Genomic DNA, 24,754 nt, shown 5'->3' on the forward strand with positions numbered 1-24,754 from the left:
GGGCGCAGGAAGATGATCCCAATCGGGATGGCGGACAATGGCCCGATCTTGTGTTGATCGACGGAGGCAAGGGGCAAATGAGTTCGGTCAAGGCGGCGCTTGAAGAAATTGGGGTTGACGACGTGCCGCTGATCGCGATTGCCAAGGGACCGGACCATGGCCGTGAAGGGCGCGAAGTGTTCCACTTCCCGGACGGACGCGAAATCACCCTGCCGGTGAATGCGCCGGTGCTGTTCTATCTGCAACGCCTGCGTGACGAGGTACACCGCTTCGCCATCGGCGCGCACCGGACCAAAAGGAGCAAGGCGATTACCGCAAGTCCTCTGGACGAAGTTCCCGGCATCGGTCCATCGCGTAAAAAGGCGCTGCTGATGCACTTCGGGACTGCCAAGGCGGTGCGGAGTGCCAGTTTGGAAGATTTACAAAAAGCGCCCGGCGTATCGGCGGCGGTCGCGCAAACGGTGCACGATTTTTATCATATGATTTGAGGCACGACCGTTAAGGCCAACGGTCGAATATTTGGACTTGTTGCCAAGCCACAACGGCGTAAACAGGGAGATAGGGATATTACTCCCCTTGAGGCATTGATATGCAAATCAAAGATCGACCCGAATTTAGTCGCAAGGCGGCTGTGATGACCTTTAGCCCTGACCAAGATGTATTTACGGCGGTTCAGGCGATGAGCGAAAAGAATTATGGTGCAGCTGTGGTGATTTCACCGGATCAAAAGCCACTGGGCATTGTAACTGAACGTGACTTTATGCGACGATTACTGAATGCCGGCCTTGATCCCAAAACGACCCCACTCAGCGCTATTATGACAACAGACTTGAGGCTTGCAAAGGGTGATGACGACCTGCTGGATTGGCTGCGTCAAATGTCCAACGATCGCTTCCGCCACCTGCCGGTCGTTGATGATGACGGAACTCTGATTGGGATTATGAGCCAAGGCGATTTCGTCAGCTACACCTGGCCTGAATTATTAAACAGGTTAAAGGAACAAGCGCGTGCAACGTTTGACATCAACCCTTCGATCTTCATTGGTTTGGCGGCATTTGTTCTGATTGCGCTGACCGGTATTTTTGCAATTTTGCTAACGCGATAAAACGCAATGTATTGAAATATTAAGCTCTTCAAATATCTTACAATATCAATATATTATAGAAAGAAGCCATTTGCCTATTATCAACGCTAACAACGTCGACCTCTATTACGAAGACAATGGTCCAGCCGACGCGCCCGTTATCTTGCTCGTCATGGGCCTGGGCGCGCAGATGATTGCTTGGCCGGACGAGTTTATTCACGCACTCGTCGCAAAAGGTTTTCGCGTCATCCATTACGACAATCGCGATGTTGGCATGTCGCAGCGGATGGAGGGAGCTCATGCTCCGCATCTGGTATGGACGCTTTTCAAGGCACGCTTGGGGCTTTCGGTCAGCGTCGCTTACACTCTGTCCGATATGGCTGCGGATGGGATCGGTTTGTTGGATGCGCTGGGCATCGAAAAAGCGCATGTGGTCGGCGCGTCGATGGGCGGGATGATCGTACAGCTGATGGCTGCTAACCACCGGGATCGCTTATTCAGTATGACCTCGATCATGTCGTCCAGCGGTAAGCCTGGCCTTCCCGGCGCGCGCGCCGATATCCAGCGTCGCTTCATGGTAAAGCGCTCGCCCAACGCCAGCCGTGATGAAGCCGTCGCATTCGGCACCGATCTGGTTAGTTCGTTTTCTTATCCCGATCCGGCCCGCGCGAAGAATTCCCACGCCGAAATGACCGCCAAGGCGTTCGACCGGGGCTATTATCCGGTGGGGACACGGCGGCAGTTGCTGGCGATTATTGCGGACGGTAGCCGCGTAGAAAGGCTTAAGAAGATCACCACCCCGACCCTTGTCGTGCATGGCGCCGCTGATCCGTTGGTGCCGAAAGAAGGCAGTGAAGATATCGCCCGCCATGTCCCCGGTGCCCGACTGGAAATCATTGATGAGATGGCGCACGATCTGCCGCCGTCGCAGGTCGACCGCATGGTGGACTTTATCGCCAACCACGCGGCCGCCGTACGCTAACGGTTGTCCAGCTGCGCCCTGACCGCGTGCAGACCTGCGCGCGTGATTCGGTAAGGCGCGCCGCGTTGGCTGCCGATCAATTTTCTGCGGCGTAACTTTTGAAAGACAGCCAAAGTGCAGTCGGCAAGGCGCCAACCATCCCGGTTTATGCAGTCGACTTCGACAATATGGCCGCGGTCGTCAAAACGGTGGATGATCGAACCACCCTGCGCCAACGCATGCAACACGCGTTGTTCATGCTTCGAAATATTCATGGAATTTAACCCGTTGAATAGGTTTAGTGACCGGCCCGCACGAACGGCGAGGCCGGGGCTAAATCATCAGGTCTGCGAACATTTCACAGACGCTGGATTAACGGGTGGCAATCTCTTGCATAAATTCCTCGGTTAGGCGGTCAGAATATCGCTGATCGTGAATATTGCAAGTCGGATCAAATTTGTGTTGCGGCGCACCATTTTACACTTGCGCGCTATGATAGCTGCGATAACTTGGCGCTATGTCCAAAAATCAACTTCTCCTTGAAGCCATCGCACTCAGGAAATGCGTGACGACGGTCTATAATGGTGTGGCGATGACACTTGCTCCGCACATTCTGTATACCAAAAATAATGCGCTGTTCATCGATGCGATCACGATCGAAAAACATGGCGAACCGCCGCGTGAGAAAAAACTCGGCGCATTCCATCTTCAGGGATTAAATGATCTTCGGATAACCGATTGTCATTTCGAAATTGACGAATTGTTCGAACCCGAAGCTGAAAAATATGAAGGCGCAGCACTTTTCAAAATAAGCGACGGTTAGGGATAACACTTCCCCTGGGGGCGCAGGCTTGGCATGATGGCCCATGCACATCATCGCCACTGCCATCATCTGTTCGGTCAGGAACCACGGCGAAACCGGAGCCATTGTGGGGGCGTTCAGCGCCGATGACGGGTTGCTTGCCGGCTATGTGCAGGGTGCACGGGGGCGGCATTTAAGGCCCGTGCTGATTCCCGGCAACGTCATCAACGGTGAATGGCGGGTCCGAACGCCGGGACAACTGGCATCGCTAACCGCAGAGCCGTTTCACAGTCGCGCCCATCTGTTATCGGAACCTTTGGCAATAGCGGCGATTGATTGGGTAACGGCGTTGACCGCGGCTACATTGCCAGAAGCACTTGCTTATCCGCGTCTGCACAGTGCGCTTGATGGTGTGTTATCCGCAATAGAGCTTGCCCCTGCTGCACGGGTTTGGGCAGGGGCCATTGCGCAATATGAGACCTTGTTGCTCGCCGAACTCGGCTATGCCGAGGAAGGCACTAATGATGGCGCACCGGTCGCAATGATGGCACAGAACCGGGAACGGTTGGTGGCGCATATTCTGGGAGAACGCCGTGCCGATGTAATGGCGGCTAGGGAGCGTTTGGTGGACAGGTTAAAAAGGGCAGTTGCCTAATCAGGGTGGGGACGGCAAGGGAAAGCCGACCTTTTATATCATTTGCCATAAGGATATCGGACCCGTGTTAATCGCCCTTCTTCCCGGTGACGGGATTGGACCTGAAGTTATTACGCAGACACGCCGTGTGCTTGATGCGCTCTTGATCGATGCGCTCCATTTTGAAGAAGCACTTGTCGGTGGTGCGGCCTTTAAAGCGACGGGTCACCCCTTGCCGCCGGAGACTCTCGATCTTGCAAAGCGTGCCGATGCAATTCTTTTTGGCGCAGTCGGTGATCCCGATTGCGATGGGCTGGAGCGCCATTTGCGTCCGGAGCAAGCGATTTTGGGGTTACGCAAAGAACTCAACCTTTTCGCCAATTTGCGCCCCGCAAAACTATTTCCGGAACTTACCGATGCGAGTGCGCTGCGCCCCGAAGTCGCCAGCCAGATTGATATGGTGATCGTGCGCGAACTGAACGGTGACGTCTATTTTGGCGAGAAGGGCATGCGCACCACAGCGGACGGAAAGCGCGAAGGCTATGACATCATGTCCTATGATGAGGATGAAGTCCGCCGGATTGCCCGGGTCGGATTTGAAACCGCTATGGCGCGGGGTAAAAAGCTGTGCTCGGTGGATAAGGCCAATGTGCTCGAAACGTCGCAATTGTGGCGCGATGTGGTGATTGAAACCGCGCAGGAATATCCTGATGTCGCGCTCAGCCATATGTATGTCGACAATGCCGCGATGCAGTTGGTGCGTAATCCGGGGCAGTTTGATGTCATCGTGACCGGAAATCTGTTCGGCGACATCCTGTCGGATCAGGCCAGCATGTGCGCGGGATCGATCGGTATGCTGCCGAGCGCCTCACTCGATAGCGCGCAAAAGGGGCTTTACGAGCCCATCCACGGAAGCGCGCCGGATATTGCAGGGCAGGGCAAGGCCAACCCGCTGGCGACCATATTGTCGGCGGCGATGATGCTGCGTTATTCGCTTGGACAACCGGCGCAAGCTGACCGGATCGAACACGCAGTTGCAAGCGCGCTTGCAAATGGCGCGCGCTCTCCCGATTTGGGAGGGACGATGTCGACACATGAAATGGGCGATGCCGTTCTTGCTGCCTTGACCTGAACCTTTTGCTATCCGAAAAGCGACCCATGAAGAAAAATACCGGCCAGAATCGCGCAATCACCAGCACTTGGCGCCCCGCCACCCAAGCCATCCGCGGCGGCACATGGCGCAGTGAGCATGGCGAGACGTCGGAAGCCTTGTTCCTGTCGTCCGGCTTTACCTATGACGATGCCGAGACTGTCGCGGCACGCTTTACCGGTGAAGCTGAGGGCATGACCTATTCCCGGCTGCAAAATCCGACCGTGCAGATGCTGGAAGAACGCATCGCGCTGATGGAAGGGGCCGAGGCGTGCCGCGCCCAAGCCACCGGCATGGCCGCAATGACGACGGCGTTGCTGTGCCAATTGGAACAGGGCGACCATGTTGTGGCGGCGCGGGCGGCATTTGGGTCGTGCCGCTGGCTGACCGACAATCTGTTGCCAAAATGGGGGATTACGACAACCACCATCGACAGTCGCGACAATGACGCGTGGAAGGCGGCTATCCAGCCCAACACCAAAGTCTTTTTCTTCGAAACGCCGGCGAACCCGACGATGGATATCGTGGATATGGCCTATGTGTGCGGGCTGGCAAAAGAGCATGGCATCACCACCGTTGTCGACAATGCCTTTGCCACGAGCGTGCTGCAACGTCCGATGGATTATGGCGCGGATGTCGTGGCCTATAGTGCTACCAAATTGATGGACGGGCAGGGCCGCGTGCTGGCTGGTGCCGTGTGCGGGACGCAGAAATGGATTGATGAGGTTCTGTTGCCGTTTCAGCGCAATACGGGGCCAAACCTCTCCCCCTTCAATGCCTGGGTGGTGCATAAGGGGTTGGAAACGCTGGAACTGCGCGCGATGCGGCAGTCGGAGAATGCGCTGAAAGTCGGCAAATTTCTGGAAGGGCGCGTGCCGACGATCCTGCATCCTGGGCTTGCCAGCCACCCGCAGCATAATCTGGCAATGAGCCAGATGAAGGCCTGCGGCCCGATCTTTTCCTTTGTCCTCGACGGCGGACGCAAGCAGGCGCACCAGTTGCTGAATGCCCTGCAGTTGATCGATATTTCAAACAATATCGGCGATGCCCGCAGCCTGATGTGCCACCCGGCATCGTCGACACATCATGGCATGGGGCCAGAAGGCCGTGAAGCGATGGGAGTTGGCGAAGGGATGATCCGTATCAATGTCGGGCTGGAGGATCCGCAGGATCTGATCGACGATCTGGATCAGGCATTGAAGGTAGCCGGTTTATGAGCAATATTCTCGATTCTTTCTTTACTGCCAGTGCGACGACCGACGGCATAACCGTTCGCGTGGCGCCCAATTATTTGAATGAACAATCGCAGCCTGCGCAGGGGCGGTGGTTTTGGTCTTATCATATCCGGATCGAAAATCACGGTGACGAGCCTGTGCAACTGCTGACACGTCATTGGAAAATCACCGACGGCCGGGCGATGGTGAACCATGTCGATGGCGATGGTGTGGTCGGGGAACAACCGTTGCTCAATCCGGGTGAAAGCCATGATTATGTTTCAGGATGCCCTCTTGGCACGCCGAGTGGCATGATGGAGGGGCAATATCGTTTCATTCGTGCCGATGGCAGTACATTTTTGGCAGACATTCCGCGCTTTAAGCTGCTTGCACCTGCGACCGCGCGATGAAGCGGACGCATCTTCCGCTGAATGGCTTGCGCGTTCTGGACGCTGCAGCCCGGCATTTGAGCTTTACAAAAGCGGCCGATGAACTGGCCGTTACGCCTGCCGCTGTCGGGCAACAGATACGCGCGCTGGAGGATATGTTGGGCGTTGTGCTGTTTCGGCGCACTCCCAAAGGATTGGAATTGACCGGCGAAGGCACTGCTGGACTTGATGCTTTGCGCCAAGGATTCCTGATGTTTGAAGACGCTGTGCGCGCCATGCAAGCAGGGCAGTCCTCCAATTCCTTAACGATCGCGGCGCCGCGCGATTTTACCGCCAAATGGTTGGCTTCCCGGCTTGCAAAATTCGGACAGGCAAATCCTGAAACCCGCTTCACACTAATTGCTGCGGATGAAGACATTGATTTTACCGAAGCCAATCTCGATCTTGCTATCCGACTGACTGAAGGCCCCGGAGAGCACGAAGGCGTGCGCTTGTCCGAAGGTGCATTTATAACCGTAGGCGCGCCGGAAGGCGGATTGGACACGCCTATCAGTTGGCCGCATTGCCCCGTTGCCGAAGGATTACCCGCATTGCGCCTGTCGGATGCCGGCCTTGCTATCGATGCCGCAGCCATTGGCCTTGGCCGTGCAAATGTGCCTTATCTATTGGCAGAAGCCGATATCGCTGCGGGAAGGGTCAAGGTCGTCGACAACTCCAAAGAGAGTAACTTGGCTTACTGGCTGGTCGCACCCTTGCCGCAATGGCGGCAAAAAAAGGTGAAGGCGCTTGTCGAGGCCTTGACCTCCTGATTTCAAAAAGGCCGAAGCTTATTGCCCGGCCACGCTATCCAGCAATCGGCCCATAAGCGACGCAAAGACCATGTTGTCGACATCTTTGCTGATGTCATTCCAGCTGCCGGTAATGGTGTACCATTCACCCGCTTTCGATTGTGCCAGAAAGCTCATGGAAATCACGCCGGGTTCTGAACCACCCTTAAATCCCAGATATTGCCATTTCTCAGCGGATACAGGTGCCACGCCCTTGTTCACTGCCATTATATCCAGCATAGTCTGGTTGCCGGTTTGACGGATATTACGCAAAAGGTTGCCGATATCGGCCGGCGACGCAAACCATTCGATGCGGTCGATCGCGACCGGGCCGGAGCCGAGACCCGAGGGGTCAATCTTTTCAAAACCGAAGGCCGTTGCCTCTTTGGCCAGCAAATTACGCTGCTCGGCCTCACTTGCATTTTCAAAGCGCTTGCGAAGTTCCGCGTTGCTTTTCAACACAAATACCTCAACCGTATTCAACATCGGCAAAGCTTTGTCGGGGTCGCTATGTCCAATGGCGGCCAGCTTTTGTTCGACCGCATCGCGGCCCAAAACCCGCATCAACGCATCGGTCGCGGTGTTGTCGCTGGATGATATCATCCACGTCGCCAGTGTTTGAAGTGTAACCGGTGTCGTGCGGGGCCAGTTTACAGTGGCGTTTGAGGAATGGCTGTTCGCCAGTATCGGCACGACATCCGACCAACTGCGCCGTCCGGCCTGAATTTGCGATGCAAGCTCGGCCAGAATATAAAGTTTGAACGTCGAAGCTATCGCAAATTGCTGTCCGGTGGCGCGCCCGGCGACTTGCGAGCGTTGGCCTGACGCATCGATTTTTTCGACAAGATATCCGGCTTTCCCGGGCAGTTCGGCAAACGCAGCGTCAATTTTTGCCAGTGTGTCACCTTTTAGGTCGAACCCGGTAATCAGCAGGCCCACAACTTTTTGGGGCGAGCCAGATTCAACTGTAATGAGTGCGGTGGCAATGGCTTTTTCAAATTCGATCTTGATCGTGGCGCCATTAGTACCTTGCATCTCAACCGCGATTATTTTTTCCGGCTTACCATATTGCGCGATAAACTGGTCCGAGAGAGCCTTAAGCTGGGCTGGAGGAACCGCCGCCAAAAAGGTAGGTGAAAAATACTCTTCGTATTTGACCAATCCCGACAAAACAGCAGGCAGTTGTTCTATACGCTGGTCGAGCGGCTTCATGGGAACATTATCGGATTTGGCAGGTGTATTGGCCAATATCGGGGAGGCGCAGGCCGAACTAAGGGCAAGTGACAGAGCAAGTAACAGTTTCACCAGTTCGTCTCCTATATCATAGGTCCTGACCTCAGGGCCCCAATTCTAAGCGTCTATTGCCTCTTCGTCCAATTGAGCGGCATTGTCCTGAATAAAATTGAAACGGTGTTCGGGGTTTTTGCCCATCAGCCGGTCCACCAGGTCAGTTACCGCAGCTCGCCGTTCATATTCGCCAGGCAGCGTGATGCGAATGAGAGAACGGCTTTTGGGGTCCATTGTTGTTTCGCGCAACTGACCGGGGTTCATTTCGCCCAATCCCTTAAAGCGACCGACCTCCACCTTTTTATTTTTGAACACGGTTGCCTCCAACTCTGCGCGATGGGCGTCGTCGGCGGCGTACACGCTTTGGCTGCCATGCGTCAGGCGGTATAATGGCGGCCGTGCGAGGAACAGGTGCCCGGCTTTCACAATCTCGGGCATTTCCTGAAAGAAGAATGTCATCAACAATGTCGCGATGTGCGCGCCATCGACATCGGCGTCGGTCATGATGATGACCCGTTCATAGCGCAGATTGTCAGGGTTGCAGTCTTTGCGAACACCGCAGCCAAGCGCGAGCTGCAAATCGGCAATTTCGTTATTCGCGCGAATTTTATCGGCGGTCGCGGATGCCACGTTCAGGATTTTACCCCGGATTGGCAAAATCGCCTGCGTCTTGCGGTCGCGCGCCTGTTTTGCGCTTCCGCCTGCGCTATCGCCTTCGACGATGAATAATTCGGTGCCAGTGGGGTCGTCGGACGCACAATCGGTCAGCTTGCCCGGCAGCCGCACTTTTCGGCCCGACGTCGCCGTCTTCCGCTTGACCTCTCGCTCCGCCTTGCGGCGCAATCGGTCGTCGACCTTTTCCAGAATGAAACCCATCAAGGCCTTGCCGCGTTCCATATTGTCGGTCAGGAAATGATCAAAATGGTCGCGGACGGCGTTTTCGACCAGCCGCGTTGCTTCTGGCGACGTTAGCCTGTCTTTGGTCTGGCTTTGAAATTGGGGGTTCCGGATGAACACCGACAGCATCAGTTCGGCTTCGTTGAATATGTCCTCCGCCGAAATTTGCGCTGCCTTTTTTTGGCCAACCAGCTCGCCGAACGCGCGCAACGCTTTTGTCAGGGCAGCGCGAACGCCGGCTTCATGCGTTCCGCCATCGGGGGTAGGGATCGTATTGCAATACCAGCTATAGGCCCCGTCGGAATATATCGGCCATGACACGGCCCATTCGACGCGACCCTGACTGTCAGGAAAATCTTGCGATCCTGCAAAAAAATCAGTGGTCGCACATGCGCGCGTGCCGAGTTGTTCCCTTAAATGATCGGACAGGCCGCCGGGAAATTGAAACACCGCTTCGGCAGGTACGTCGGCGCTCGCCAACTCCGGATCGCAGCGCCAGCGGATTTCAACGCCCGCGAACAGATAGGCTTTTGAGCGGGCGAGACGGAACAACCGTGCGGGTTTGAACTTTGCGTCCGGCCCGAAAATTTCCGCGTCCGGCGTGAACGCGATCGTCGTCCCACGCCGGTTCGGGGTCGGCCCCAGTTCTTCCAGCTTTCCAAGTGGATGGCCTTGGGCAAAACATTGGCGATAGAGCTGCTTGTTGCGCGCGACTTCGACAACGGTGTCTGTCGACAACGCATTAACAACCGATACGCCAACGCCATGCAGTCCGCCCGATGTGGCGTAGGCCTTGTCCGAAAACTTGCCGCCGGAATGCAGCGTGGTCAAAATGACCTCCAACGCTGATTTGTCCGGAAATTTGGGGTGGGGATCGACAGGGATGCCACGGCCGTTATCGCTGATCGTCAGGCGGTTTCCGACACCGAGATGTACTTCGATCCGGTTGGCATGGCCCGCGACTGCTTCGTCCATGGAATTGTCGAGCACTTCGGACGCAAGATGATGCAGAGCGCGTTCGTCGATGCCGCCAATATACATGCCCGGCCGCCGCCGCACGGGTTCGAGCCCCTCCAGCACTTCAATCGCCGAGGCATCATATTCATTGGAGGCGGCGGTCGCCGCAGCGCTGCCGCCAAAAAGATCATCACTCATACAAACGGGTATAGGACGCACGGAGTCACCCGTGCAAGCGCCGTATCGATTTGCCCACAGGAAAGTTTTTGGTCGATATATAGGGCCTGCTTGTCGAAAGCCGGTATTTGTCCGATGATGATGGCATAGCGTGTTACACTTATAATACGGAGAAGATTTATGCTCGAGATTTCAGGGATTAGCCATGTTTACGCGAACGGTACTCGGGCTCTTGATAATGTAAATCTCTCCATACCCCGGGGCATGTACGGTCTTCTCGGTCCAAATGGCGCGGGGAAATCGACATTGATGCGCACAATCGCGACCCTGCAAACCCCCACCAGCGGCTCGATCAAATTCGGCGACCTGGATATCTTGCAAAATCCCGAAGAATTGCGAAAACGCCTTGGCTATTTGCCGCAGGATTTTGGCGTTTATCCGCGTGTGACCGCATTCAACATGCTGGACCATATGGCGGTGCTTAAAGGCGTGTCGAGCAAAGGCGAGCGCAAGACGGTCGTCGAAACACTATTGAACCAAACCAATTTATGGAACCACAGAAACCAGTTTATCGCAGGATTTTCTGGCGGAATGCGACAAAGGTTCGGTATCGCCCAAGCGTTGATCGGATCGCCTGAGCTTATCATAGTTGATGAACCAACAGCAGGCCTTGATCCCGAAGAGAGGAACCGGTTTCTTAATTTACTCGCCGGAATCAGCGATAATGTTGTTATCATTCTATCGACCCATATCGTTGACGATGTTGCTGACCTCTGTCCGCGAATGGCGGTTCTTGCCGGCGGCCGCGTGCAATTGGAAGGCGCGCCGCTTGACCTGATTGCCCAAACCAAGGGGCGCATCTGGAAAAAGACCATCGGCAGGGACGAACTGGTGGCGCATCAGCAGGACTATCAAGTGATTTCGACGCGGTTGTTTGCCGGACGGACTATCATCCACATACTTGCGGATGGCAAACCTGCCGGTTTTGATGATGTCGAAGCGGGGCTCGAGGATGTGTATTTTACCACCCTTGCCGACCTGCGTAGCGCCGCTTGAGGAGTGCCACATATGCTGTTTGACGTCGCGCGCTTTGAACTGCGCTACCAACTCCGCAATCCCGTATTTTGGGTTTCGCTGTTGCTTTTCTTTTTTCTCGGCTTTGGCGTTACCGCCAGCGAAAATGTTAGCATTGGCACACCGGGAACGGTCCATGAAAACGCCCCGTTTGCAATCGCGTCGATGATTGCGCTGGCGTCGCTCTTTTATCTTTTTGTCATCACATCCTTTGTCGCCAATGCGGTCGTTCGCGATGACACCAGCGGCTTTGGCCCCATTATAAAAGCGACAGCCATTGGCAAAACCAACTATGTTCTGGGGCGCTATCTTGGCGGAGTGGCCATTGCGCTGCTGGGATATTTTGCAGTACCGCTGGGGATGTTGGTTGGCGTGTCGATGCCCTGGGTTGACCCTGAAACCTTGGGCCCGAACAATCCGGCTTATTATCTTTGGCCTTATCTGATTCTTGCGGTTCCGAATATTCTTCTGATGTGCAGCCTGCTTTTTGGCCTTGCGACTATCACGCGGTCGATGCTGTGGAGCTACATTGGCGTCGTCTTGTTCTTCATGGGTTATCTGATCGTAACGACGATATTGGGGGGCAAGGTCGAATATCAGGATTTGCTGGCGCGTTTCGAACCGCTGGGTTTCGGGGCTCTGGCGGAGGCAACGCGATATTGGACAGCGGCAGATATGAATACCAAATTGCTGCCGTTCAATGAACAGCTATTGTTCAACAGAGTCCTGGTGCTGACGATGTCGGCTGCATTGCTGGCGGTTACATATTGGCGTTTTTCGATGGAAGAACGCGCCCCGTCCAAACGGAAATTGAAAAGGCTGGCCCGTCAGAAATTGGGCGAAGGCGGCGAAGCGGGCCCGGCTGTTATGGCCCCGTTGACGCACCAAAGCTTTGGCTCCGCATCGACGCGGGCGCAGTTCATGGTCCGGCTCAAGATGGAAATTCTGCAGGTCTTGCAAAGCCCAGGGCTTATCGTTTTGATGTTGATTGCCTTGATCAATACGGTGGCCGGGTTGTGGCTTACGCAGACAACATACGGTACGCCGGCATATCCGGTCGGGGCGGATATCATTACGAATATCATTGGCGGGTTTTCGATTTTTCTCCTGATCATCGCGGTATTCTATGGCGGCGAATTGGTGTGGCGCGAGCGCGATGTGAAAATCAACGAAATCATCGATTCCACGCCAACAGCAAATTGGGTCATAACCATCCCCAAACTACTCGCGATCCTTCTGATTTTGTTGAGCATCAATGCGGTTGCGATGACCACCGGCCTGGCGTTCCAGCTGATCAAAGGCGTTACCGATTTCGGCCTGTCGAATTATCTGTTCTGGTTCGTCTTGCCGACCACTGCTGAAATGCTGATCGTCGCGATATTGGCGGTATTCTTGCAAGCGGTTAGCCCGAACAAATATGTCGGTTGGGGCCTGTTTCTGCTGTGGTTCATATCCAGCATTTTCATCAGGAATATGGGCTACACCAACGCTCTTTACAGCTATGGGGCGAACCCCTTGACGCCGTTAAGCGACATGAACGGCGACGGTGGTTTTGGCTATGGCGCGTGGGTTTTGCGCGGTTATTGGTTGGCGTTCGGGGTCATCCTGTTGGTGGTTGCGCATCTTGTATGGCCACGCGGAACCGATACCCGTTGGCGCAGTCGCGTCAAACGGGTTGGTCCGGGGTTGCGGGGCACGCCCCTGGTTTTAATTGGCGCCAGCATCGCCTTCATGGTTGTGACTGGTATCCATGCTTGGCAGAATTTCAAAATATTCAACCGCTATGAAACCAGCGATCAGGCCGAGGCGTTCCAAGCGGATTATGAGAAGAAATATCTGAAATATGAAAAGCTGCCACGACCTGTCGTGAAATCCGTCACCCTGGACGCGCAGATATTTCCGAAGGACCGTCGGATGGAGGTCACGGGAAGTTACGTCATGCGGAATGAAACCGACAAGCCGATTTCGGAAGTCCATATTCGTCAGGGTGATCGCGATGTCGTTTATCCAAAACTGGCGCTGGCAGGAGCCAAATTGGCGAAGGACGATACGAAATTCGGGTACCGCATTTTCCGGTTCGACCAGCCGTTGCAGCCCGGTGCCGAAACCCGGCTCGATTTTCAATCCCGCATCCATCATCGCGGCTTTCGTAACGGAGCGCCGGCGACATCGGTCAATCTGAATGGCACGTTCGTCAACAATTTCGAATTTGCGCCCATTGTCGGCATGAACCGACAGGTTGTGTTGCAAGATCGAACCCAACGCAGGCGGCAAGGGTTACCGGCCGAATTGCGAATGGCAAAGCTCGAGGATATGACGGCGACGCGGGAAAATTATGTCCGCACAGATTGGGTGTTGTCCGACATTACCGTCACAACAGACGCCGATCAGGTGCCGATTGCTCCGGGCAGCAAGCTGTCCGACGAAAGCAGGAATGGACGACGGACGGCCCATTTCGTCAGTTCGGCGCCCATCCACAATTTCTTGTCGATCCAGTCGGCCCGCTACAAATTGACCCAAAAAAATCACAAGGGTGTGTTGCTGTCGATCTACCATGACCCGCGTCATGAGTGGAATGTGCCAAAAATGATCGGGGCGTTGGAGGTCGGGCTTGATTATTATCAGGCCAATTTCGGACCTTATCAATTTGACCATGCCCGGATCATCGAATTTCCGGGCTATCAAAGCTTCGCGCAGGCTTTTGCCGGAACGATGCCCTATTCCGAAAGCGTGGGTTTTGCGGCGGATGTTTCCGACCCGGACGCGATTGACTATGTAACCTATATTACCGCGCATGAATTGGCGCACCAATATTGGGCGCATCAGGTGGTCGGTGCCGATATGCAGGGCCAGACCGTGACCAGCGAAACACTGGCGCAATATTCAGCCCTGATGGTCATGAAAAAAATCTATGGGCCGGACAAGATCCGCCGTTTCCTGAAATATGAGCTCGATCAGTATCTGGGAGGACGCAAGGGCGATGCTGTGGGTGAACAGCCCCTATATCGTGTCGAAAATCAGCCTTATGTCCACTATCGCAAGGGCTCGTTGGTATTTTATCTTTTGCAGGAAAGACTGGGCGAAGACGCGGTCAATCGTGCACTCAGCCGGTTTGTCCAGACATGGAAATTCAAGCCAGCGCCTTTTCACCGGTCCGTTGATCTGATCGCGGAATTGCGAAAAGAAGCGCGAACGGCCGAACAGCAGGCGTTGATTACTGACCTGTTCGAACGCATCACGGTGTATGATTTGAAAGCCAAAGAAGCCAAAACAGCCAAGTCGCCCGACGGGCTTTGGACGACGACTTTGTTATTTGAGGCCAACAAATATTATGCCGATAGCAAGGGCAATGAAAAACCGGCGGCACTTGATGAAAATATTGAGGTTGGTTTGTTCGGCGCCCGACCTGGCATCGGTGCCTTTGGGGCGAAGGATGTCGTTTCGATAGATCGAAAGCCTGTCAAAAATGGCAAGCAACAGGTCGTTATCAAATCGAAACGAAAACCTGCCTTTGCCGGCGTCGACCCATATAATTTTTACATCGACCGCAATTCGGATGACAATGTCATAGATGTCACAAGCTGAATGAAAAAGGGCGGCTCGATTGAGCCGCCCTTTGCTTTGAGTTTAGCGAACCCGTGGGCCGCCAAATGGCATAGGTGGGGGTGGGCGACGGACGCCCCTTGGCAACTGCGCTTGATACGCACGTCCACAATGCTCTACGCAATATGGAAAACCAGGATTAACCGCGTCGCCACAGAAGTGGAAGTCCGCTTCACCAGGATGCCCCATCGGCCACCGGCATACACGTTCGTTCAAATCAAGAAGGGACGTTTTATTGGCCATTTCCGCGCTTGGCTTTGCAGGGACAAGGCGGCGGGGTGGCGCCGGTGGAATGGGCGCTTGCTGGTCACCGGGGCCTTGACGCATGAAACCGCCCGGTCCGATCGAAACGATTCGCGGCATGGACGACGCCGGACGCTCTGCTGGCGCTTCGCCGGATGTCGATGGAGCGTCCGCAGATCGTGGGGCAGGAGCGGATTGCGCTACCCTTGGTTTTGCGGGTGCTATTGCAACAGGCTTTACCGGCGAGGCTTTTTTGACCGCAGCTTTTTTCTCGGGTTCATTCGCTTTCACAGGCGACGGGCGTGATTTCAGTCCCAAGCGGTGCGCCTTGCCAATAACCGCGTTGCGCGAAACGCCGCCAAGTTCGTCAGCGATCTGACTTGCAGTCAGCCCCTTTTCCCATAGGGTTTTTAAGTGATCGATCCGCTGGTCAGTCCAGGACATATTTTCTTTTCCCAAATTCTATTTCACAACGCCGTCTTTATGGCGCGATTGCGCCTTGCGGTTGAAGCTGCAAGCCGATAGTCGATTGCGTGATGAGTATCCACCAAAAAACCGCACGAGGCCCAGATAGGGATTCGAAACCGATCGTTCAACTGCCCGATGGCGTCAAGCACATACGCCATGTAAATTGGATTGGATTAAAGACCTTATATCTAAAAGAAGTGCGTCGCTTTTTTAAGGTTCAACTTCAGACGATTTGGGCACCTGCAATTACGACGTTGCTCTATCTTATTATTTTCACCGTGGCTTTAGGTGCGGTTAAGCCGACTGTCCTTGGTGTTTCCTTTGCCGATTTCATCGCGCCGGGATTGATTATCATGGGAATGATGCAAAATGCGTTTGCTAATTCCAGCTTCTCGCTGCTTGTGGGCAAGATACAGGGTACAATTGTCGACTATCTGATGCCGCCTTTATCCAATGCCGAGGTGCTGGCTGCATTGACGGCGGCTGCGGTGACACGGGCGTTCATGGTAGGGGGAACAATCTGGCTGGCCATGGCGTTTTGGCCGGATGTAAATGTTACCCCTGTCCATTTCTGGGCTGTCTTGTGGTTCGGGTTGATGGGGTCAATGTTGCTGTCGCTCATTGGCGTTATGACGTCAATCTGGGCCGAGAAGTTTGATCATGCTGCTGCTGTTTCAAACTTCGTCGTGGCTCCCGCAGCCTTATTATCAGGTACATTTTATTCCGTCGACAAGCTCGCCCCGACTTTTCAGGCAATCAGCCATGCCAACCCGTTCTTCTATGTCATATCAGGGTTTCGATATGGATTTATCGGCAGTGCCGACAGCCCCGTGCAATTTGGAGCGCTATTGTTGCTGACGATCAATATTGTGTTGGCAACAATCTGTTATGCACTGCTGCGTTCTGGTTGGAAATTACGCGCGTAAAAACTGTCGTCCAAATTGGACTGATTCTAAATTAGCCCCAATATAGGCCGTTTATTCTCCTTACAGGAGAAGGCATTATGACGCTGCAAGCGCTGGCGAAGTTACAACATCGCTGCGAACGCCTGACGGCAGCATTGGGGCGCGGAACGGCGTCCGAAATTGCCGCAGCGCTCGAATTGCTGCGGCAATCGTTGGTGGAACTATATGAACTGGGTTATTGGCGCGAACAGCCGGACCAGTTCAAACAGCATATGCGCCTGTTCCGCACTGTCGCAAACGCGCCTGTCAGCGCCCGGGTGTCCAGCTCTGCGCCTGACAAAATGGTCCGATACAGCCCTTGACGACCAGGTTCCCGGACTTGCCCTTATAGATGATAGACCGATAGGTTTTGCCCGATTTGGGGTCGTAAATTTGCCCCTTCCACTCATTCCCGGCCGCTTTAAAGCCGGTCAGAATGTCCATCCCCAACAAGGTCCGGCCACGCAGGGACTTGTTCGGATTGTTAATGTCTTTTTGGCCAACGCCGTTGGGAGGCGGTACAAGGAATTTGGCCAGTTTCCCGCATATCGCTGTCCCGCATTCGTAGATTTCAACAACGCCATCCTTGCTTTCGGTGACCCAGCGGCCCGTAACAGGTGCCGCCGCCTGGGCCGATGCAGATAAAGAACCAATAACAATCAATGCCGCCGATAGTTTTCGATAGATCATATACGCTCCTCAATTCCTCTTTTTTCCGTTCATAGCGTACAATCATATTGCCGCAATGTTTTTGCCTTTTTATGGCGACATGCTAACCCGCTCAACATGAATGACATCTTACTTTTCGACTATTGGCGTTCGTCCGCCAGCTACCGGGTCCGCATCGCCCTCAACCTAAAAGGCGTGCCCTATCATTCTGTTCCAACAAGCCTGATCGAAGGGCAGCATAAATCCGCAGATTACGTCGCCCGCAACCCGCAGGGATTTGTACCGATGTTATCCATTGACGGGCACGACCTGACGCAAAGCCTTGCGATTATCGATTATCTCGACGCACATTATCCTGATCCGGCGATGGTGTCATCAAACCCGGCGGACCGCGCGAAAACCTTGGCGCAGGCTTTGTTGATTGCGGCGGATATCCATCCGATCAACAATTTGCGTGTTCTGAAATATCTCAAAGACCAAATGGGACAGGATCAGGCCGCGATCGACAATTGGTACCGGCATTGGATGGTCGAGGGCTTTACCGCCTTGGAAGTCATGGCCCCGGCCGACGGCCTGTTCGGAGGCGATTTGCCCAATCTTGCGGACGTCTGTCTGGTGCCGCAAATGGCAAATGCAAGGCGGTTTGAAACGCCGTTGGCGGCATTTCCCAAGCTCGTCAGGATTGACGCGGCGCTGACGGCGATGCCCGCTTTCAAGGCGGCCCATCCCGATGCGGTAAATCCGGACGCATGAAATCAGCCATATTGACCGCGGCACCGCTGCTGCTGTTCGCCGCGCCTGCCGGTGCACAAAGTTGTGAATGGCCCGTGCGCGATCCGGATGATCAGGCCACCTATGGCTGCATCCGAAACCTCGCCGAATATCCGGTGCCAATCGACATCATGGACATTGTCGTCACCGGGTCTTTGGCCGCCCCCAAAAACGAGGGCAGCTATGCCGTATCTCGGGCATTTCTTGTGGAGAACACCAGCCGGCTGGAAAACGCATTATCCCAGGTCGCAGGATTGCAACAGTTTCGGCGGTCGGATGCGCGATCTGCAAATCCAACCAGTCAGGGGGTCACGCTTCGTGGTTTGGGCGGCAATGCGTCGTCGCGCGCCCTGCTGCTGCTGGATGATGTCCCGCAGGCCGATCCTTTTGGTGGCTGGATCAGCTGGCCTGGTTATGATGCCCTGCAACTTGCCAGCATCAAAGTCAAAAGAGGTGCAGGCCAGGTCGCGGCTGGAACCGGCGCGCTGGCCGGTGTAATTGAGCTCGATAGCCTCCAAAATATGGGTCGTACCAAAACGGCCCTCCATCTTGGCAGCCGGAACAGCGTTAATGCCAATGCAAAGCTGCTCAAAAAATTGGGTGCCGGTAGCATCGCAATCTCGGGAAATTTTTCCCGCGGTGACGGCTTCTTCCCGATCCGGAAAGGGCAACGCGGTGCAGTTGACCGGGCCGCACCTTATGAACAAGGGGCAATTGCCATACGCGCGGTTGCGCCATTGTCGGCAAATACCGAATTGCAGGCAAATATGCGGGCATTTACCGATGAACGCGACCGTGGATTTGATTTTTCCGATAACCAGAATAGCGGCGTCGATGCGAGCGTAAGGGTGGTCAATCGCGATGCGGCAGCTTGGCAGTGGAGCGTGCTCGGCTATGTGCAATTGCGCCAATTTGCCAACCGCTTTGGTGCGATAGGGTCGGGCCGTAATTCCGTCAGCTTGACGCTTGATCAGTTCTCGGTTCCGTCGACAGGACTGGGCGCGCGGGCGGAAATACGCCCACCATTGGGGGAATCGACCGAATTGCGGATTGGCGGAGAGTGGCGTCGCACGGTCGGCGAAACCAACGAGAATTTCTTTTTCACCGGCCTGGTTCCCGGTCGCAACCGGCGTGCAGGCGGCAAAAGCGATACTTTGGGGCTATTCGCCGAAGCCAGTTTTGAGCCATCTGATCAGCTTGCTTTCACCGCCGGCGCGCGCGCCGACCATTGGAGTATCACGGACGGTTTTCGCAAAGAGGTAAATATTGCCGGTTCGGTAAGGTCAGACGACGTGTTTGCTGACCGGTCGGGTTGGGAAGGTACAGGCCGGGCAGGGGCAGTCTGGAACGCCGGCGATGGCGTAAAAATTCGCAGCGCAGCTTATCTGGCATGGCGATTGCCGACGCTGAACGAGCTTTACCGGCCATTTCGCGTCGGGGCTGATGCGACTGCCGCCAATGAATTGCTAGCGCCGGAACGGTTGAAGGGTGCCGAGATCGGTATGGATTTTGAACGCGCAGGCTTCATGATTGGCGGGACATTATTTACGAACAGGCTTGATAACGCGATTGCCAATGTCGGATTGGGCAATGGTCCGGGCAATTTCCCCGGCGTTGGCTTTGTCGGGGCAGGCGGCGTGTTCCGGCAGCGGCAGAATCTTGATGCGATCAACAGCAAGGGTGTGGAGATGGAAGCGAGCTATGCGCACCGCGAGTTCTCGCTGAACGCTGGCTATGCTTATGTCGATGCAACGATCAAGGCGAGGGGAAGCGCGGCGGCGCTGAAAGGTTCGCGCCCCGCACAAGTGCCTAAACATTTTGCCAATCTGGGGATAGGCTATGACGGGCAAGCCGCGCGCGCCAATTTTTCCGTTCGTTACGTCAGCGGACAGTTCGAAGATGACGTCAACAGCCGCCGGTTGAAAGGCGCTGTAACCCTTGATGCCGGCATCGGCGTGTATATCGGCAAGAAGATCACGCTTGAATTGACGGGCGAAAATCTGTTCGATGCGAGGGTGGAGGCAGCAATTGCCAGCGACGGTGTGATCGAAAGGGCGATGCCACGGACAGTTTGGGCTGGAATTGCGGTAGATTTTTAATGGCAAAGACACAACAACAACTGAAATTGGCGGAATTTCTGCCTTATCAATTATCGATTACGTCCAATGCGATCAGCGACCTCATCGCGCGCGCCTATCGCGGCCGGTTTGCGCTGAAGATACCGGAATGGCGGTTGATGGCGGTATTGGGGGAACGGGCGTCAGCAACGCAACGTGAATTGTGTGAAGCGACCGCGATGGATAAGGTTACCGTTAATCGCGCGACAAAGGCGCTCGAAGATCGGGGGCTGGTGGCTCGCGCCCCGAATGCAGCCGATGGCCGGTCACATCATGTAGCGCTGACGGACACGGGCCGGGAATTATATGACCAGATTGTACCGCTGGCATTGTCGGTTGAGGCGGAGCTGGAAAAAATACTGGGAAGCGGAGAAGCCAAAGCACTTGAAAATATGTTGGCCCAATTGCGGGCGCGGGTTGCGGAACTGGGGTGAAAAAACTTGCCAAATATAGTTTCAGTTGATACTAAATTATAGCCGACTATCCGGCCCTTAATTTATCCAAAATTGCAAATATTGGAGCGACCCATGACCGATCTGTTCGAAAACCCTCTCGGCCTTGATGGCTTCGAATTTGTGGAGTTTTCAGCTCCGGCGAAAGGTGTCTTGGAACCTGTTTTTCAGAGCATGGGATTTACCCATATCGCGTCGCATCGGTCCAAGGATGTGCAGCTTTGGCGACAGGGTGAGATTAACCTGATCGCCAATTATGAACCGCGCAGTCCCGCCGCTTTCTTTGCCGCCGAACATGGTCCATCGGCTTGCGGAATGGCATTTCGGGTCAGGGATGCCGCCAAAGCGTATGACGAGGCTTTGGCGCGCGGTGCGGAGCCGGTGGAAAGCAAGACGGGCGTGATGGAATTACGCATTCCTGCGATAAAGGGCATTGGCGGCGCATTCATCTATCTGGTGGACCGCTACGCCACGTTGGAAAATCCGGAAGCGCTGTCAATCTATGACATCGATTTCGAATATTTACCCGGGATACTGCGAAACCCGGTAGGAGCAGGGTTCCAGAAAATCGACCATCTGACGCATAATGTCTATGGCGGCCGCATGGCCCATTGGTCCGCCTGGTATGAACGCATTTTCAACTTTCGCGAGATCCGCTATTTCGACATCAAGGGCGAATATACCGGCTTGACCAGTCGTGCGATGACCGCCCCCGATGGCAAGATCCGCATTCCCCTGAACGAAGAAGGCAAGGCTGGCGGCGGGCAGATAGAGGAATATCTGCGCGCCTATAATGGCGAGGGTATCCAGCATATCGCGCTGATCTGTGACGATCTGATTGGTTGCTGGGATAATCTGCAAAAGCTGGGTGTGCCGTTCATGACCGCACCGCCCGAAACCTATTACAAGATGCTGGACGAACGCCTGCCGGGACATGGTCAACCCGCTGACGAGTTGCAACAACGTGGTATATTGCTTGATGGCACGACAGACGGAGGCGCGCCGCGCCTGTTGCTGCAGATTTTCGCGCAGCCCCAGATCGGCCCCGTATTCTTTGAATTTATCCAGCGCCGCGGCGATGAAGGGTTCGGCGAAGGCAATTTCAAGGCGCTGTTTGAAAGCATCGAACGCGACCAGATTGATCGCGGTGTTTTGGAGGTGTCGCAATGACGGTACCCTTTAAATCGGAACGGATCCATCATGTCGCCTACCGGTGCAAGGACGCCAAAACGACTGTCGAATGGTATGAACGGGTGATGGGCTTTACCTACACCAATGCCTTTGCCGAAGATTATGTGCCCTCCACCGGCGCATATGATCCTTATATGCATATCTTTCTTGAGTGTGGCGGCGGCAATGTTTTGGCGTTTTTCGAATTGCCCAATCAGCCTGAAATGGGACGTGACGAACAGACACCTGAATGGGTCCAGCATCTGGCATTCAAGGTCGCCGACTTTGACATGTTGAAAGCAGCAAAGCTCCATATCGAGGCACAGGGCGTTGACGTGCTTGGGCCAACCTATCACGGCATTTTTCGCTCAATCTACTTTTTTGACCCCAATGGCCACCGGTTGGAACTGGCTTGTGACATAGGCACCGAAGAACAATATAATGAATTGCAATCGGTCGCGGCGGCTATGCTGGATGAATGGGACCGGACGAAAAAAGCGCCCAAACACGCAGATTGGCTCCATATCGAACCGGGGGGTGAATAAGGCGCTCCACCAAAAGGTTGCCGCATCTGCAAACTGCAGGCATCATGCGCAAAATAGGAGAGGGAATATATGAAACTCGCATCGTTAAAATCGGGCCGTGACGGCAAATTGGTCGTCGTTTCAAATGACCTCGCCTGGTGCGCCGATGCCGGACATATTGCACCCACTTTGCAGTTGGCACTGGACGATTGGGATCGAACCTTACCCCGGTTACAAGCGCTTGCTACAGATTTGGAACATGCCGCAATCCCGCGCGAACGCTTTCATGAACATGACGCCGCAGCGCCTTTACCGCGCGCTTTCCAATGGGCGGACGGCTCTGCCTATGTCAACCATGTGGAACTGGTGCGAAAGGCAAGGGGGGCAGAATTGCCCGCCAGTTTCTGGCATGATCCGCTGATGTATCAGGGCGGATCAGACGAATTTCTGGGCGCACGCGACGATATATCACTCGCTAATGAAGAATGGGGCTGTGATCTGGAGGCCGAAATTGTGGTCGTAACCGGCGATGTGCCGCGCGGCGTTTCGGCACAAGACGCACTGTCCTATATCCGTCTTGTCGGGCTTGTTAACGACATCAGCTTGCGCAACCTGATTCCGGCAGAACTTGAAAAGGGCTTTGGCTTTGTTCAGTCAAAGCCGGCGAGTGCGCTTTCCCCTGTCTTTGTTACCCCCGAAAGCTTGGGGGATTTTTGGCGGGATGGAAAGCTGCACCGTCCATTGATGGTCGATTTGAATGGCGCGCCTTTTGGCCGGGCTGTGGCATCGGAAGATTGCACATTCGACTTCGGCGTATTGATCGCGCATTTGGCAAAGACACGTAACCTTGAAGCCGGATCGATTATTGGATCGGGCACCGTTTCCAATCGCGATGCCGACGGTGGCCCCGGCAAGCCGGTATCACAGGGCGGGCTTGGCTATAGCTGTATCGCGGAAGTCCGGATGGTTGAGAAGATCCAGACGGGCGAAATGACGACACCCTTTTTAAAGGACGGCGATATTGTCCGTATCGAAGTACGCGACGATGCAGGGCACAATATTTTCGGGGCCATTGAACAGGTCGTGCGGACGAAACCTTAAGTTGCGCTTGTCGCCGCACTCCCCTCCCGCAAGCGGGAGGGGGATTGGTTCATGCAGTGTGCGCGGAGTTATCCCCTGCAAATGACGTCACCCTGAACCAAGTTCAGGGTGACGGGAGGGGTAAGTGGGTTGACGGGAATTAGATTTCTCCCCTCCCGCATGCGGGAGGGGGCGGGGGAGGGTTAGTCAGCGTGACCTCAAGGCGCACCTATAGCGCCCTCCCTCCCTTTATCCCACCCGCCTACTTCTTGGCGAATGCATCGCCAATCGAACAGGCGGCTGGTCCCAAAATAACGATGAACAACACCGGCAAGATGAACAGGATCAACGGGATGGTCATAATGGCTGGAAGGCGTGCAGCCTTTTCTTCGGCCTTCATCATACGTTCGTTCCGGAATTCCGACGAAAGTACGCGCAAGGCAGAAGCCAATGGCGTTCCGTATTTTTCTGTCTGGATCATGGTCGTTACGACGCCCTTGATCGAGTCAAGATTGACGCGAAATGCAAGATTTTCAAAGGCCATCCGGCGCTCTGTTAAAAAGCCGAGTTCAATCGCAGTGAGTGCAAATTCATCGCCCAATTCAGGATAACCACGACCAAGCTCCTTAGCGACACGGTTGAAAGATGTGTCGACCGTCAATCCAGCTTCGGCACAAATGACGAGCAGATCGAGCGCATCGGGCAGGCCTTTGCGGATTGCATCGGTGCGTTTTTGAATAAGGTTGCCCAAGTAAATATCGGCCGCCTTATATCCTAAAATGGTCAGGATTGCGAACGCGGCAAAGCGCTTGAACGTGCTGTAGTCGGCCATTCCGCCCAAGCCATAAATCCACAGCGCAGCTCCTCCACCAAAGACGACAGGAAGGACGAGACGACTGAAAATCACGGTCACCGCCAGCTCTTTGCGGCGAATACCGGCCTGCGACAATTTTTGCTGCACCGTCTTGATCTGGTCTTCCTGCAAAACTTGAAGCTTTGACAGCATGTGACGCATTTTATCGGTGGTTTCGGTCTTCCGAACCAGTTTTGCGCGCTTTTTGGATGTTGTGGCGGTAATACCGGCTTTCAGCTGTTCGCGCCGATCACTCAGTGCCTTGACCCGTTTTGACATTGGATCACGGACGGTTACGGCGGCATAAATTGCAAAAATTACGGCAACAGCTGCGACGGCCGATAATAATGTGGCGACCCACAAGACGTCGATACCTAAAAGTTGAGGTCCACCTGGATTGGTCATTT

Annotated in this window: 25 protein-coding genes; 19 read left to right on the forward strand and 6 right to left on the reverse strand. The window is 54.7% G+C overall.

All coding sequences use genetic code 11. The features are described 5' to 3' along the window. The 3 genes from ACKVOS_RS08550 to ACKVOS_RS08560 all read left to right on the forward strand — a co-directional run. Nucleotides 1-488, forward strand: a 488-nt coding sequence (locus ACKVOS_RS08550) for a helix-hairpin-helix domain-containing protein (protein ID WP_409211589.1), incomplete at its 5' end; no start/stop codon positions are given. Nucleotides 489-589: 101 nt separating this feature from the next. Continuing rightward, nucleotides 590-1,105, forward strand: a complete 516-nt coding sequence (locus ACKVOS_RS08555; RefSeq protein ID WP_373475478.1) for a CBS domain-containing protein — start codon at nucleotides 590-592, stop codon at nucleotides 1,103-1,105. Nucleotides 1,106-1,175: 70 nt separating this feature from the next. Continuing rightward, nucleotides 1,176-2,066: an alpha/beta fold hydrolase gene (locus tag ACKVOS_RS08560; protein ID WP_409211590.1), complete on the forward strand. Its 891-nt coding sequence runs from the start codon at nucleotides 1,176-1,178 to the stop codon at nucleotides 2,064-2,066. Here ACKVOS_RS08560 and ACKVOS_RS08565 read toward each other — a convergent pair. Further along, nucleotides 2,063-2,320: a YjhX family toxin gene (locus tag ACKVOS_RS08565; protein WP_409211591.1), complete on the reverse strand. Its 258-nt coding sequence runs from the start codon at nucleotides 2,318-2,320 to the stop codon at nucleotides 2,063-2,065. The genes ACKVOS_RS08560 and ACKVOS_RS08565 overlap by 4 nt on opposite strands. Before the next feature lie 242 nt (nucleotides 2,321-2,562). Here ACKVOS_RS08565 and ACKVOS_RS08570 point away from each other — a divergent pair, with 242 nt between their 5' ends. The 6 genes from ACKVOS_RS08570 to ACKVOS_RS08595 all read left to right on the forward strand — a co-directional run bounded on the left by ACKVOS_RS08570 (nucleotide 2,563) and on the right by ACKVOS_RS08595 (nucleotide 7,043). Continuing rightward, nucleotides 2,563-2,868, forward strand: coding sequence for a hypothetical protein (locus tag ACKVOS_RS08570; RefSeq protein ID WP_409211592.1), 306 nt, complete (start codon nucleotides 2,563-2,565; stop codon nucleotides 2,866-2,868). A gap of 43 nt (nucleotides 2,869-2,911) precedes the next feature. After that, on the forward strand, nucleotides 2,912-3,502 hold the full coding sequence (locus ACKVOS_RS08575; RefSeq protein WP_409211593.1) for a DNA repair protein RecO: 591 nt from the start codon (nucleotides 2,912-2,914) through the stop codon (nucleotides 3,500-3,502). A 64-nt stretch (nucleotides 3,503-3,566) separates the two neighbouring features. Beyond that, nucleotides 3,567-4,613 carry a 3-isopropylmalate dehydrogenase gene (leuB, locus tag ACKVOS_RS08580; RefSeq protein WP_409211594.1) on the forward strand — a complete coding sequence of 349 codons (1,047 nt, stop codon included), beginning with the start codon at nucleotides 3,567-3,569 and terminating at the stop codon, nucleotides 4,611-4,613. A 26-nt stretch (nucleotides 4,614-4,639) separates the two neighbouring features. Then, nucleotides 4,640-5,848, forward strand: a complete 1,209-nt coding sequence (locus ACKVOS_RS08585) for a trans-sulfuration enzyme family protein (RefSeq protein WP_409211595.1) — start codon at nucleotides 4,640-4,642, stop codon at nucleotides 5,846-5,848. Continuing rightward, on the forward strand, nucleotides 5,845-6,255 hold the full coding sequence (gene apaG / locus ACKVOS_RS08590) for a Co2+/Mg2+ efflux protein ApaG (protein ID WP_409211596.1): 411 nt from the start codon (nucleotides 5,845-5,847) through the stop codon (nucleotides 6,253-6,255). The genes ACKVOS_RS08585 and apaG overlap by 4 nt, the downstream gene beginning before the upstream one ends. After that, nucleotides 6,252-7,043 (forward strand): LysR family transcriptional regulator, encoded by a 792-nt coding sequence (locus tag ACKVOS_RS08595; RefSeq protein WP_409211597.1) that lies wholly within the window; start codon nucleotides 6,252-6,254, stop codon nucleotides 7,041-7,043. The genes apaG and ACKVOS_RS08595 overlap by 4 nt, the downstream gene beginning before the upstream one ends. 18 nt (nucleotides 7,044-7,061) lie before the next feature. Here ACKVOS_RS08595 and ACKVOS_RS08600 read toward each other — a convergent pair whose 3' ends face one another. Further along, the gene (locus ACKVOS_RS08600; protein ID WP_409211598.1) at nucleotides 7,062-8,366 is read right to left on the reverse strand and encodes a serine hydrolase; all 1,305 of its coding nucleotides are present in this window, start codon (nucleotides 8,364-8,366) and stop codon (nucleotides 7,062-7,064) included. A gap of 45 nt (nucleotides 8,367-8,411) precedes the next feature. Further along, nucleotides 8,412-10,400 carry a DNA topoisomerase IV subunit B gene (gene parE, locus ACKVOS_RS08605; RefSeq protein WP_409211599.1) on the reverse strand — a complete coding sequence of 663 codons (1,989 nt, stop codon included), beginning with the start codon at nucleotides 10,398-10,400 and terminating at the stop codon, nucleotides 8,412-8,414. Nucleotides 10,401-10,559: 159 nt separating this feature from the next. On the opposite strand from parE, the gene ACKVOS_RS08610 reads away from it, so the two are divergent. After that, a complete protein-coding gene (locus ACKVOS_RS08610) occupies nucleotides 10,560-11,435 on the forward strand; it encodes an ABC transporter ATP-binding protein (RefSeq protein WP_409211600.1) in 876 nt (291 codons plus the stop codon). Nucleotides 11,436-11,447: 12 nt separating this feature from the next. Further along, nucleotides 11,448-15,038 carry a M1 family aminopeptidase gene (locus ACKVOS_RS08615; protein WP_409211601.1) on the forward strand — a complete coding sequence of 1,197 codons (3,591 nt, stop codon included), beginning with the start codon at nucleotides 11,448-11,450 and terminating at the stop codon, nucleotides 15,036-15,038. 42 nt (nucleotides 15,039-15,080) lie between these two features. On the opposite strand, the gene ACKVOS_RS08620 is transcribed toward ACKVOS_RS08615, so the two are convergent. After that, nucleotides 15,081-15,743, reverse strand: a complete 663-nt coding sequence (locus ACKVOS_RS08620; protein WP_409211602.1) for a GcrA family cell cycle regulator — start codon at nucleotides 15,741-15,743, stop codon at nucleotides 15,081-15,083. Nucleotides 15,744-15,835: 92 nt separating this feature from the next. On the opposite strand from ACKVOS_RS08620, the gene ACKVOS_RS08625 reads away from it, so the two are divergent. Both ACKVOS_RS08625 and ACKVOS_RS08630 read left to right on the forward strand, forming a co-directional pair. Next, nucleotides 15,836-16,693: an ABC transporter permease gene (locus tag ACKVOS_RS08625; RefSeq protein ID WP_409211603.1), complete on the forward strand. Its 858-nt coding sequence runs from the start codon at nucleotides 15,836-15,838 to the stop codon at nucleotides 16,691-16,693. Nucleotides 16,694-16,770: 77 nt separating this feature from the next. Continuing rightward, nucleotides 16,771-17,034 (forward strand): hypothetical protein, encoded by a 264-nt coding sequence (locus ACKVOS_RS08630; RefSeq protein ID WP_409211604.1) that lies wholly within the window; start codon nucleotides 16,771-16,773, stop codon nucleotides 17,032-17,034. Here ACKVOS_RS08630 and ACKVOS_RS08635 read toward each other — a convergent pair. Continuing rightward, nucleotides 16,979-17,401, reverse strand: coding sequence for a DUF2147 domain-containing protein (locus ACKVOS_RS08635; protein WP_409211605.1), 423 nt, complete (start codon nucleotides 17,399-17,401; stop codon nucleotides 16,979-16,981). The two genes, ACKVOS_RS08630 and ACKVOS_RS08635, sit on opposite strands and share 56 nt — an antisense overlap. 96 nt (nucleotides 17,402-17,497) lie before the next feature. Between ACKVOS_RS08635 and maiA the strand changes: the two genes are divergently transcribed. From maiA to ACKVOS_RS08665, 6 genes are all read left to right on the forward strand, one after another. Then, nucleotides 17,498-18,133, forward strand: coding sequence for a maleylacetoacetate isomerase (maiA, locus tag ACKVOS_RS08640; protein WP_409211606.1), 636 nt, complete (start codon nucleotides 17,498-17,500; stop codon nucleotides 18,131-18,133). Continuing rightward, nucleotides 18,130-20,250 (forward strand): TonB-dependent receptor, encoded by a 2,121-nt coding sequence (locus ACKVOS_RS08645; protein ID WP_409211607.1) that lies wholly within the window; start codon nucleotides 18,130-18,132, stop codon nucleotides 20,248-20,250. The genes maiA and ACKVOS_RS08645 overlap by 4 nt, the downstream gene beginning before the upstream one ends. Next, nucleotides 20,250-20,702, forward strand: a complete 453-nt coding sequence (locus ACKVOS_RS08650) for a MarR family winged helix-turn-helix transcriptional regulator (protein ID WP_409211608.1) — start codon at nucleotides 20,250-20,252, stop codon at nucleotides 20,700-20,702. The genes ACKVOS_RS08645 and ACKVOS_RS08650 overlap by 1 nt, the downstream gene beginning before the upstream one ends. Before the next feature lie 93 nt (nucleotides 20,703-20,795). Beyond that, nucleotides 20,796-21,890 carry a 4-hydroxyphenylpyruvate dioxygenase gene (gene hppD / locus ACKVOS_RS08655; protein WP_409211609.1) on the forward strand — a complete coding sequence of 365 codons (1,095 nt, stop codon included), beginning with the start codon at nucleotides 20,796-20,798 and terminating at the stop codon, nucleotides 21,888-21,890. Next, complete coding sequence (locus ACKVOS_RS08660; protein ID WP_409211610.1) at nucleotides 21,887-22,435, forward strand: VOC family protein; 549 nt, start codon at nucleotides 21,887-21,889, stop codon at nucleotides 22,433-22,435. The genes hppD and ACKVOS_RS08660 overlap by 4 nt, the downstream gene beginning before the upstream one ends. Before the next feature lie 69 nt (nucleotides 22,436-22,504). Further along, nucleotides 22,505-23,515, forward strand: coding sequence for a fumarylacetoacetate hydrolase family protein (locus tag ACKVOS_RS08665; RefSeq protein WP_409211611.1), 1,011 nt, complete (start codon nucleotides 22,505-22,507; stop codon nucleotides 23,513-23,515). Nucleotides 23,516-23,756: 241 nt separating this feature from the next. Here ACKVOS_RS08665 and ACKVOS_RS08670 read toward each other — a convergent pair whose 3' ends face one another. After that, entirely contained in the window at nucleotides 23,757-24,752 is a 996-nt protein-coding gene (locus ACKVOS_RS08670) for a type II secretion system F family protein (RefSeq protein WP_409211612.1), read from the reverse strand. Nucleotides 24,753-24,754: the final 2 nt, after the last annotated feature.

The sequence above is a fragment of the Sphingorhabdus sp. genome, from assembly GCF_046154385.1.
Classification (GTDB): Bacteria; Pseudomonadota; Alphaproteobacteria; order Sphingomonadales; family Sphingomonadaceae; genus Sphingorhabdus_B.

Excerpts from the sequence above, each read along its gene's own strand:
- ACKVOS_RS08555 (WP_373475478.1), top strand. The coding sequence starts at position 590 with ATGCAAATCAAAGATCGACCCGAATTTAGTCGCAAGGCGGCTGTGATG.
- ACKVOS_RS08565 (WP_409211591.1), bottom strand. The coding sequence starts at position 2,320 with ATGAATATTTCGAAGCATGAACAACGCGTGTTGCATGCGTTGGCGCAG.
- ACKVOS_RS08570 (WP_409211592.1), top strand. The coding sequence starts at position 2,563 with ATGTCCAAAAATCAACTTCTCCTTGAAGCCATCGCACTCAGGAAATGC.
- ACKVOS_RS08575 (WP_409211593.1), top strand. The coding sequence starts at position 2,912 with ATGCACATCATCGCCACTGCCATCATCTGTTCGGTCAGGAACCACGGC.
- ACKVOS_RS08585 (WP_409211595.1), top strand. The coding sequence starts at position 4,640 with ATGAAGAAAAATACCGGCCAGAATCGCGCAATCACCAGCACTTGGCGC.
- apaG (WP_409211596.1), top strand. The coding sequence starts at position 5,845 with ATGAGCAATATTCTCGATTCTTTCTTTACTGCCAGTGCGACGACCGAC.
- ACKVOS_RS08595 (WP_409211597.1), top strand. The coding sequence starts at position 6,252 with ATGAAGCGGACGCATCTTCCGCTGAATGGCTTGCGCGTTCTGGACGCT.
- parE (WP_409211599.1), bottom strand. The coding sequence starts at position 10,400 with ATGAGTGATGATCTTTTTGGCGGCAGCGCTGCGGCGACCGCCGCCTCC.
- ACKVOS_RS08610 (WP_409211600.1), top strand. The coding sequence starts at position 10,560 with ATGCTCGAGATTTCAGGGATTAGCCATGTTTACGCGAACGGTACTCGG.
- ACKVOS_RS08615 (WP_409211601.1), top strand. The coding sequence starts at position 11,448 with ATGCTGTTTGACGTCGCGCGCTTTGAACTGCGCTACCAACTCCGCAAT.
- ACKVOS_RS08620 (WP_409211602.1), bottom strand. The coding sequence starts at position 15,743 with ATGTCCTGGACTGACCAGCGGATCGATCACTTAAAAACCCTATGGGAA.
- ACKVOS_RS08625 (WP_409211603.1), top strand. The coding sequence starts at position 15,836 with ATGAGTATCCACCAAAAAACCGCACGAGGCCCAGATAGGGATTCGAAA.
- ACKVOS_RS08630 (WP_409211604.1), top strand. The coding sequence starts at position 16,771 with ATGACGCTGCAAGCGCTGGCGAAGTTACAACATCGCTGCGAACGCCTG.
- ACKVOS_RS08635 (WP_409211605.1), bottom strand. The coding sequence starts at position 17,401 with ATGATCTATCGAAAACTATCGGCGGCATTGATTGTTATTGGTTCTTTA.
- maiA (WP_409211606.1), top strand. The coding sequence starts at position 17,498 with ATGAATGACATCTTACTTTTCGACTATTGGCGTTCGTCCGCCAGCTAC.
- ACKVOS_RS08645 (WP_409211607.1), top strand. The coding sequence starts at position 18,130 with ATGAAATCAGCCATATTGACCGCGGCACCGCTGCTGCTGTTCGCCGCG.
- ACKVOS_RS08650 (WP_409211608.1), top strand. The coding sequence starts at position 20,250 with ATGGCAAAGACACAACAACAACTGAAATTGGCGGAATTTCTGCCTTAT.
- hppD (WP_409211609.1), top strand. The coding sequence starts at position 20,796 with ATGACCGATCTGTTCGAAAACCCTCTCGGCCTTGATGGCTTCGAATTT.
- ACKVOS_RS08660 (WP_409211610.1), top strand. The coding sequence starts at position 21,887 with ATGACGGTACCCTTTAAATCGGAACGGATCCATCATGTCGCCTACCGG.
- ACKVOS_RS08665 (WP_409211611.1), top strand. The coding sequence starts at position 22,505 with ATGAAACTCGCATCGTTAAAATCGGGCCGTGACGGCAAATTGGTCGTC.
- ACKVOS_RS08670 (WP_409211612.1), bottom strand. The coding sequence starts at position 24,752 with ATGACCAATCCAGGTGGACCTCAACTTTTAGGTATCGACGTCTTGTGG.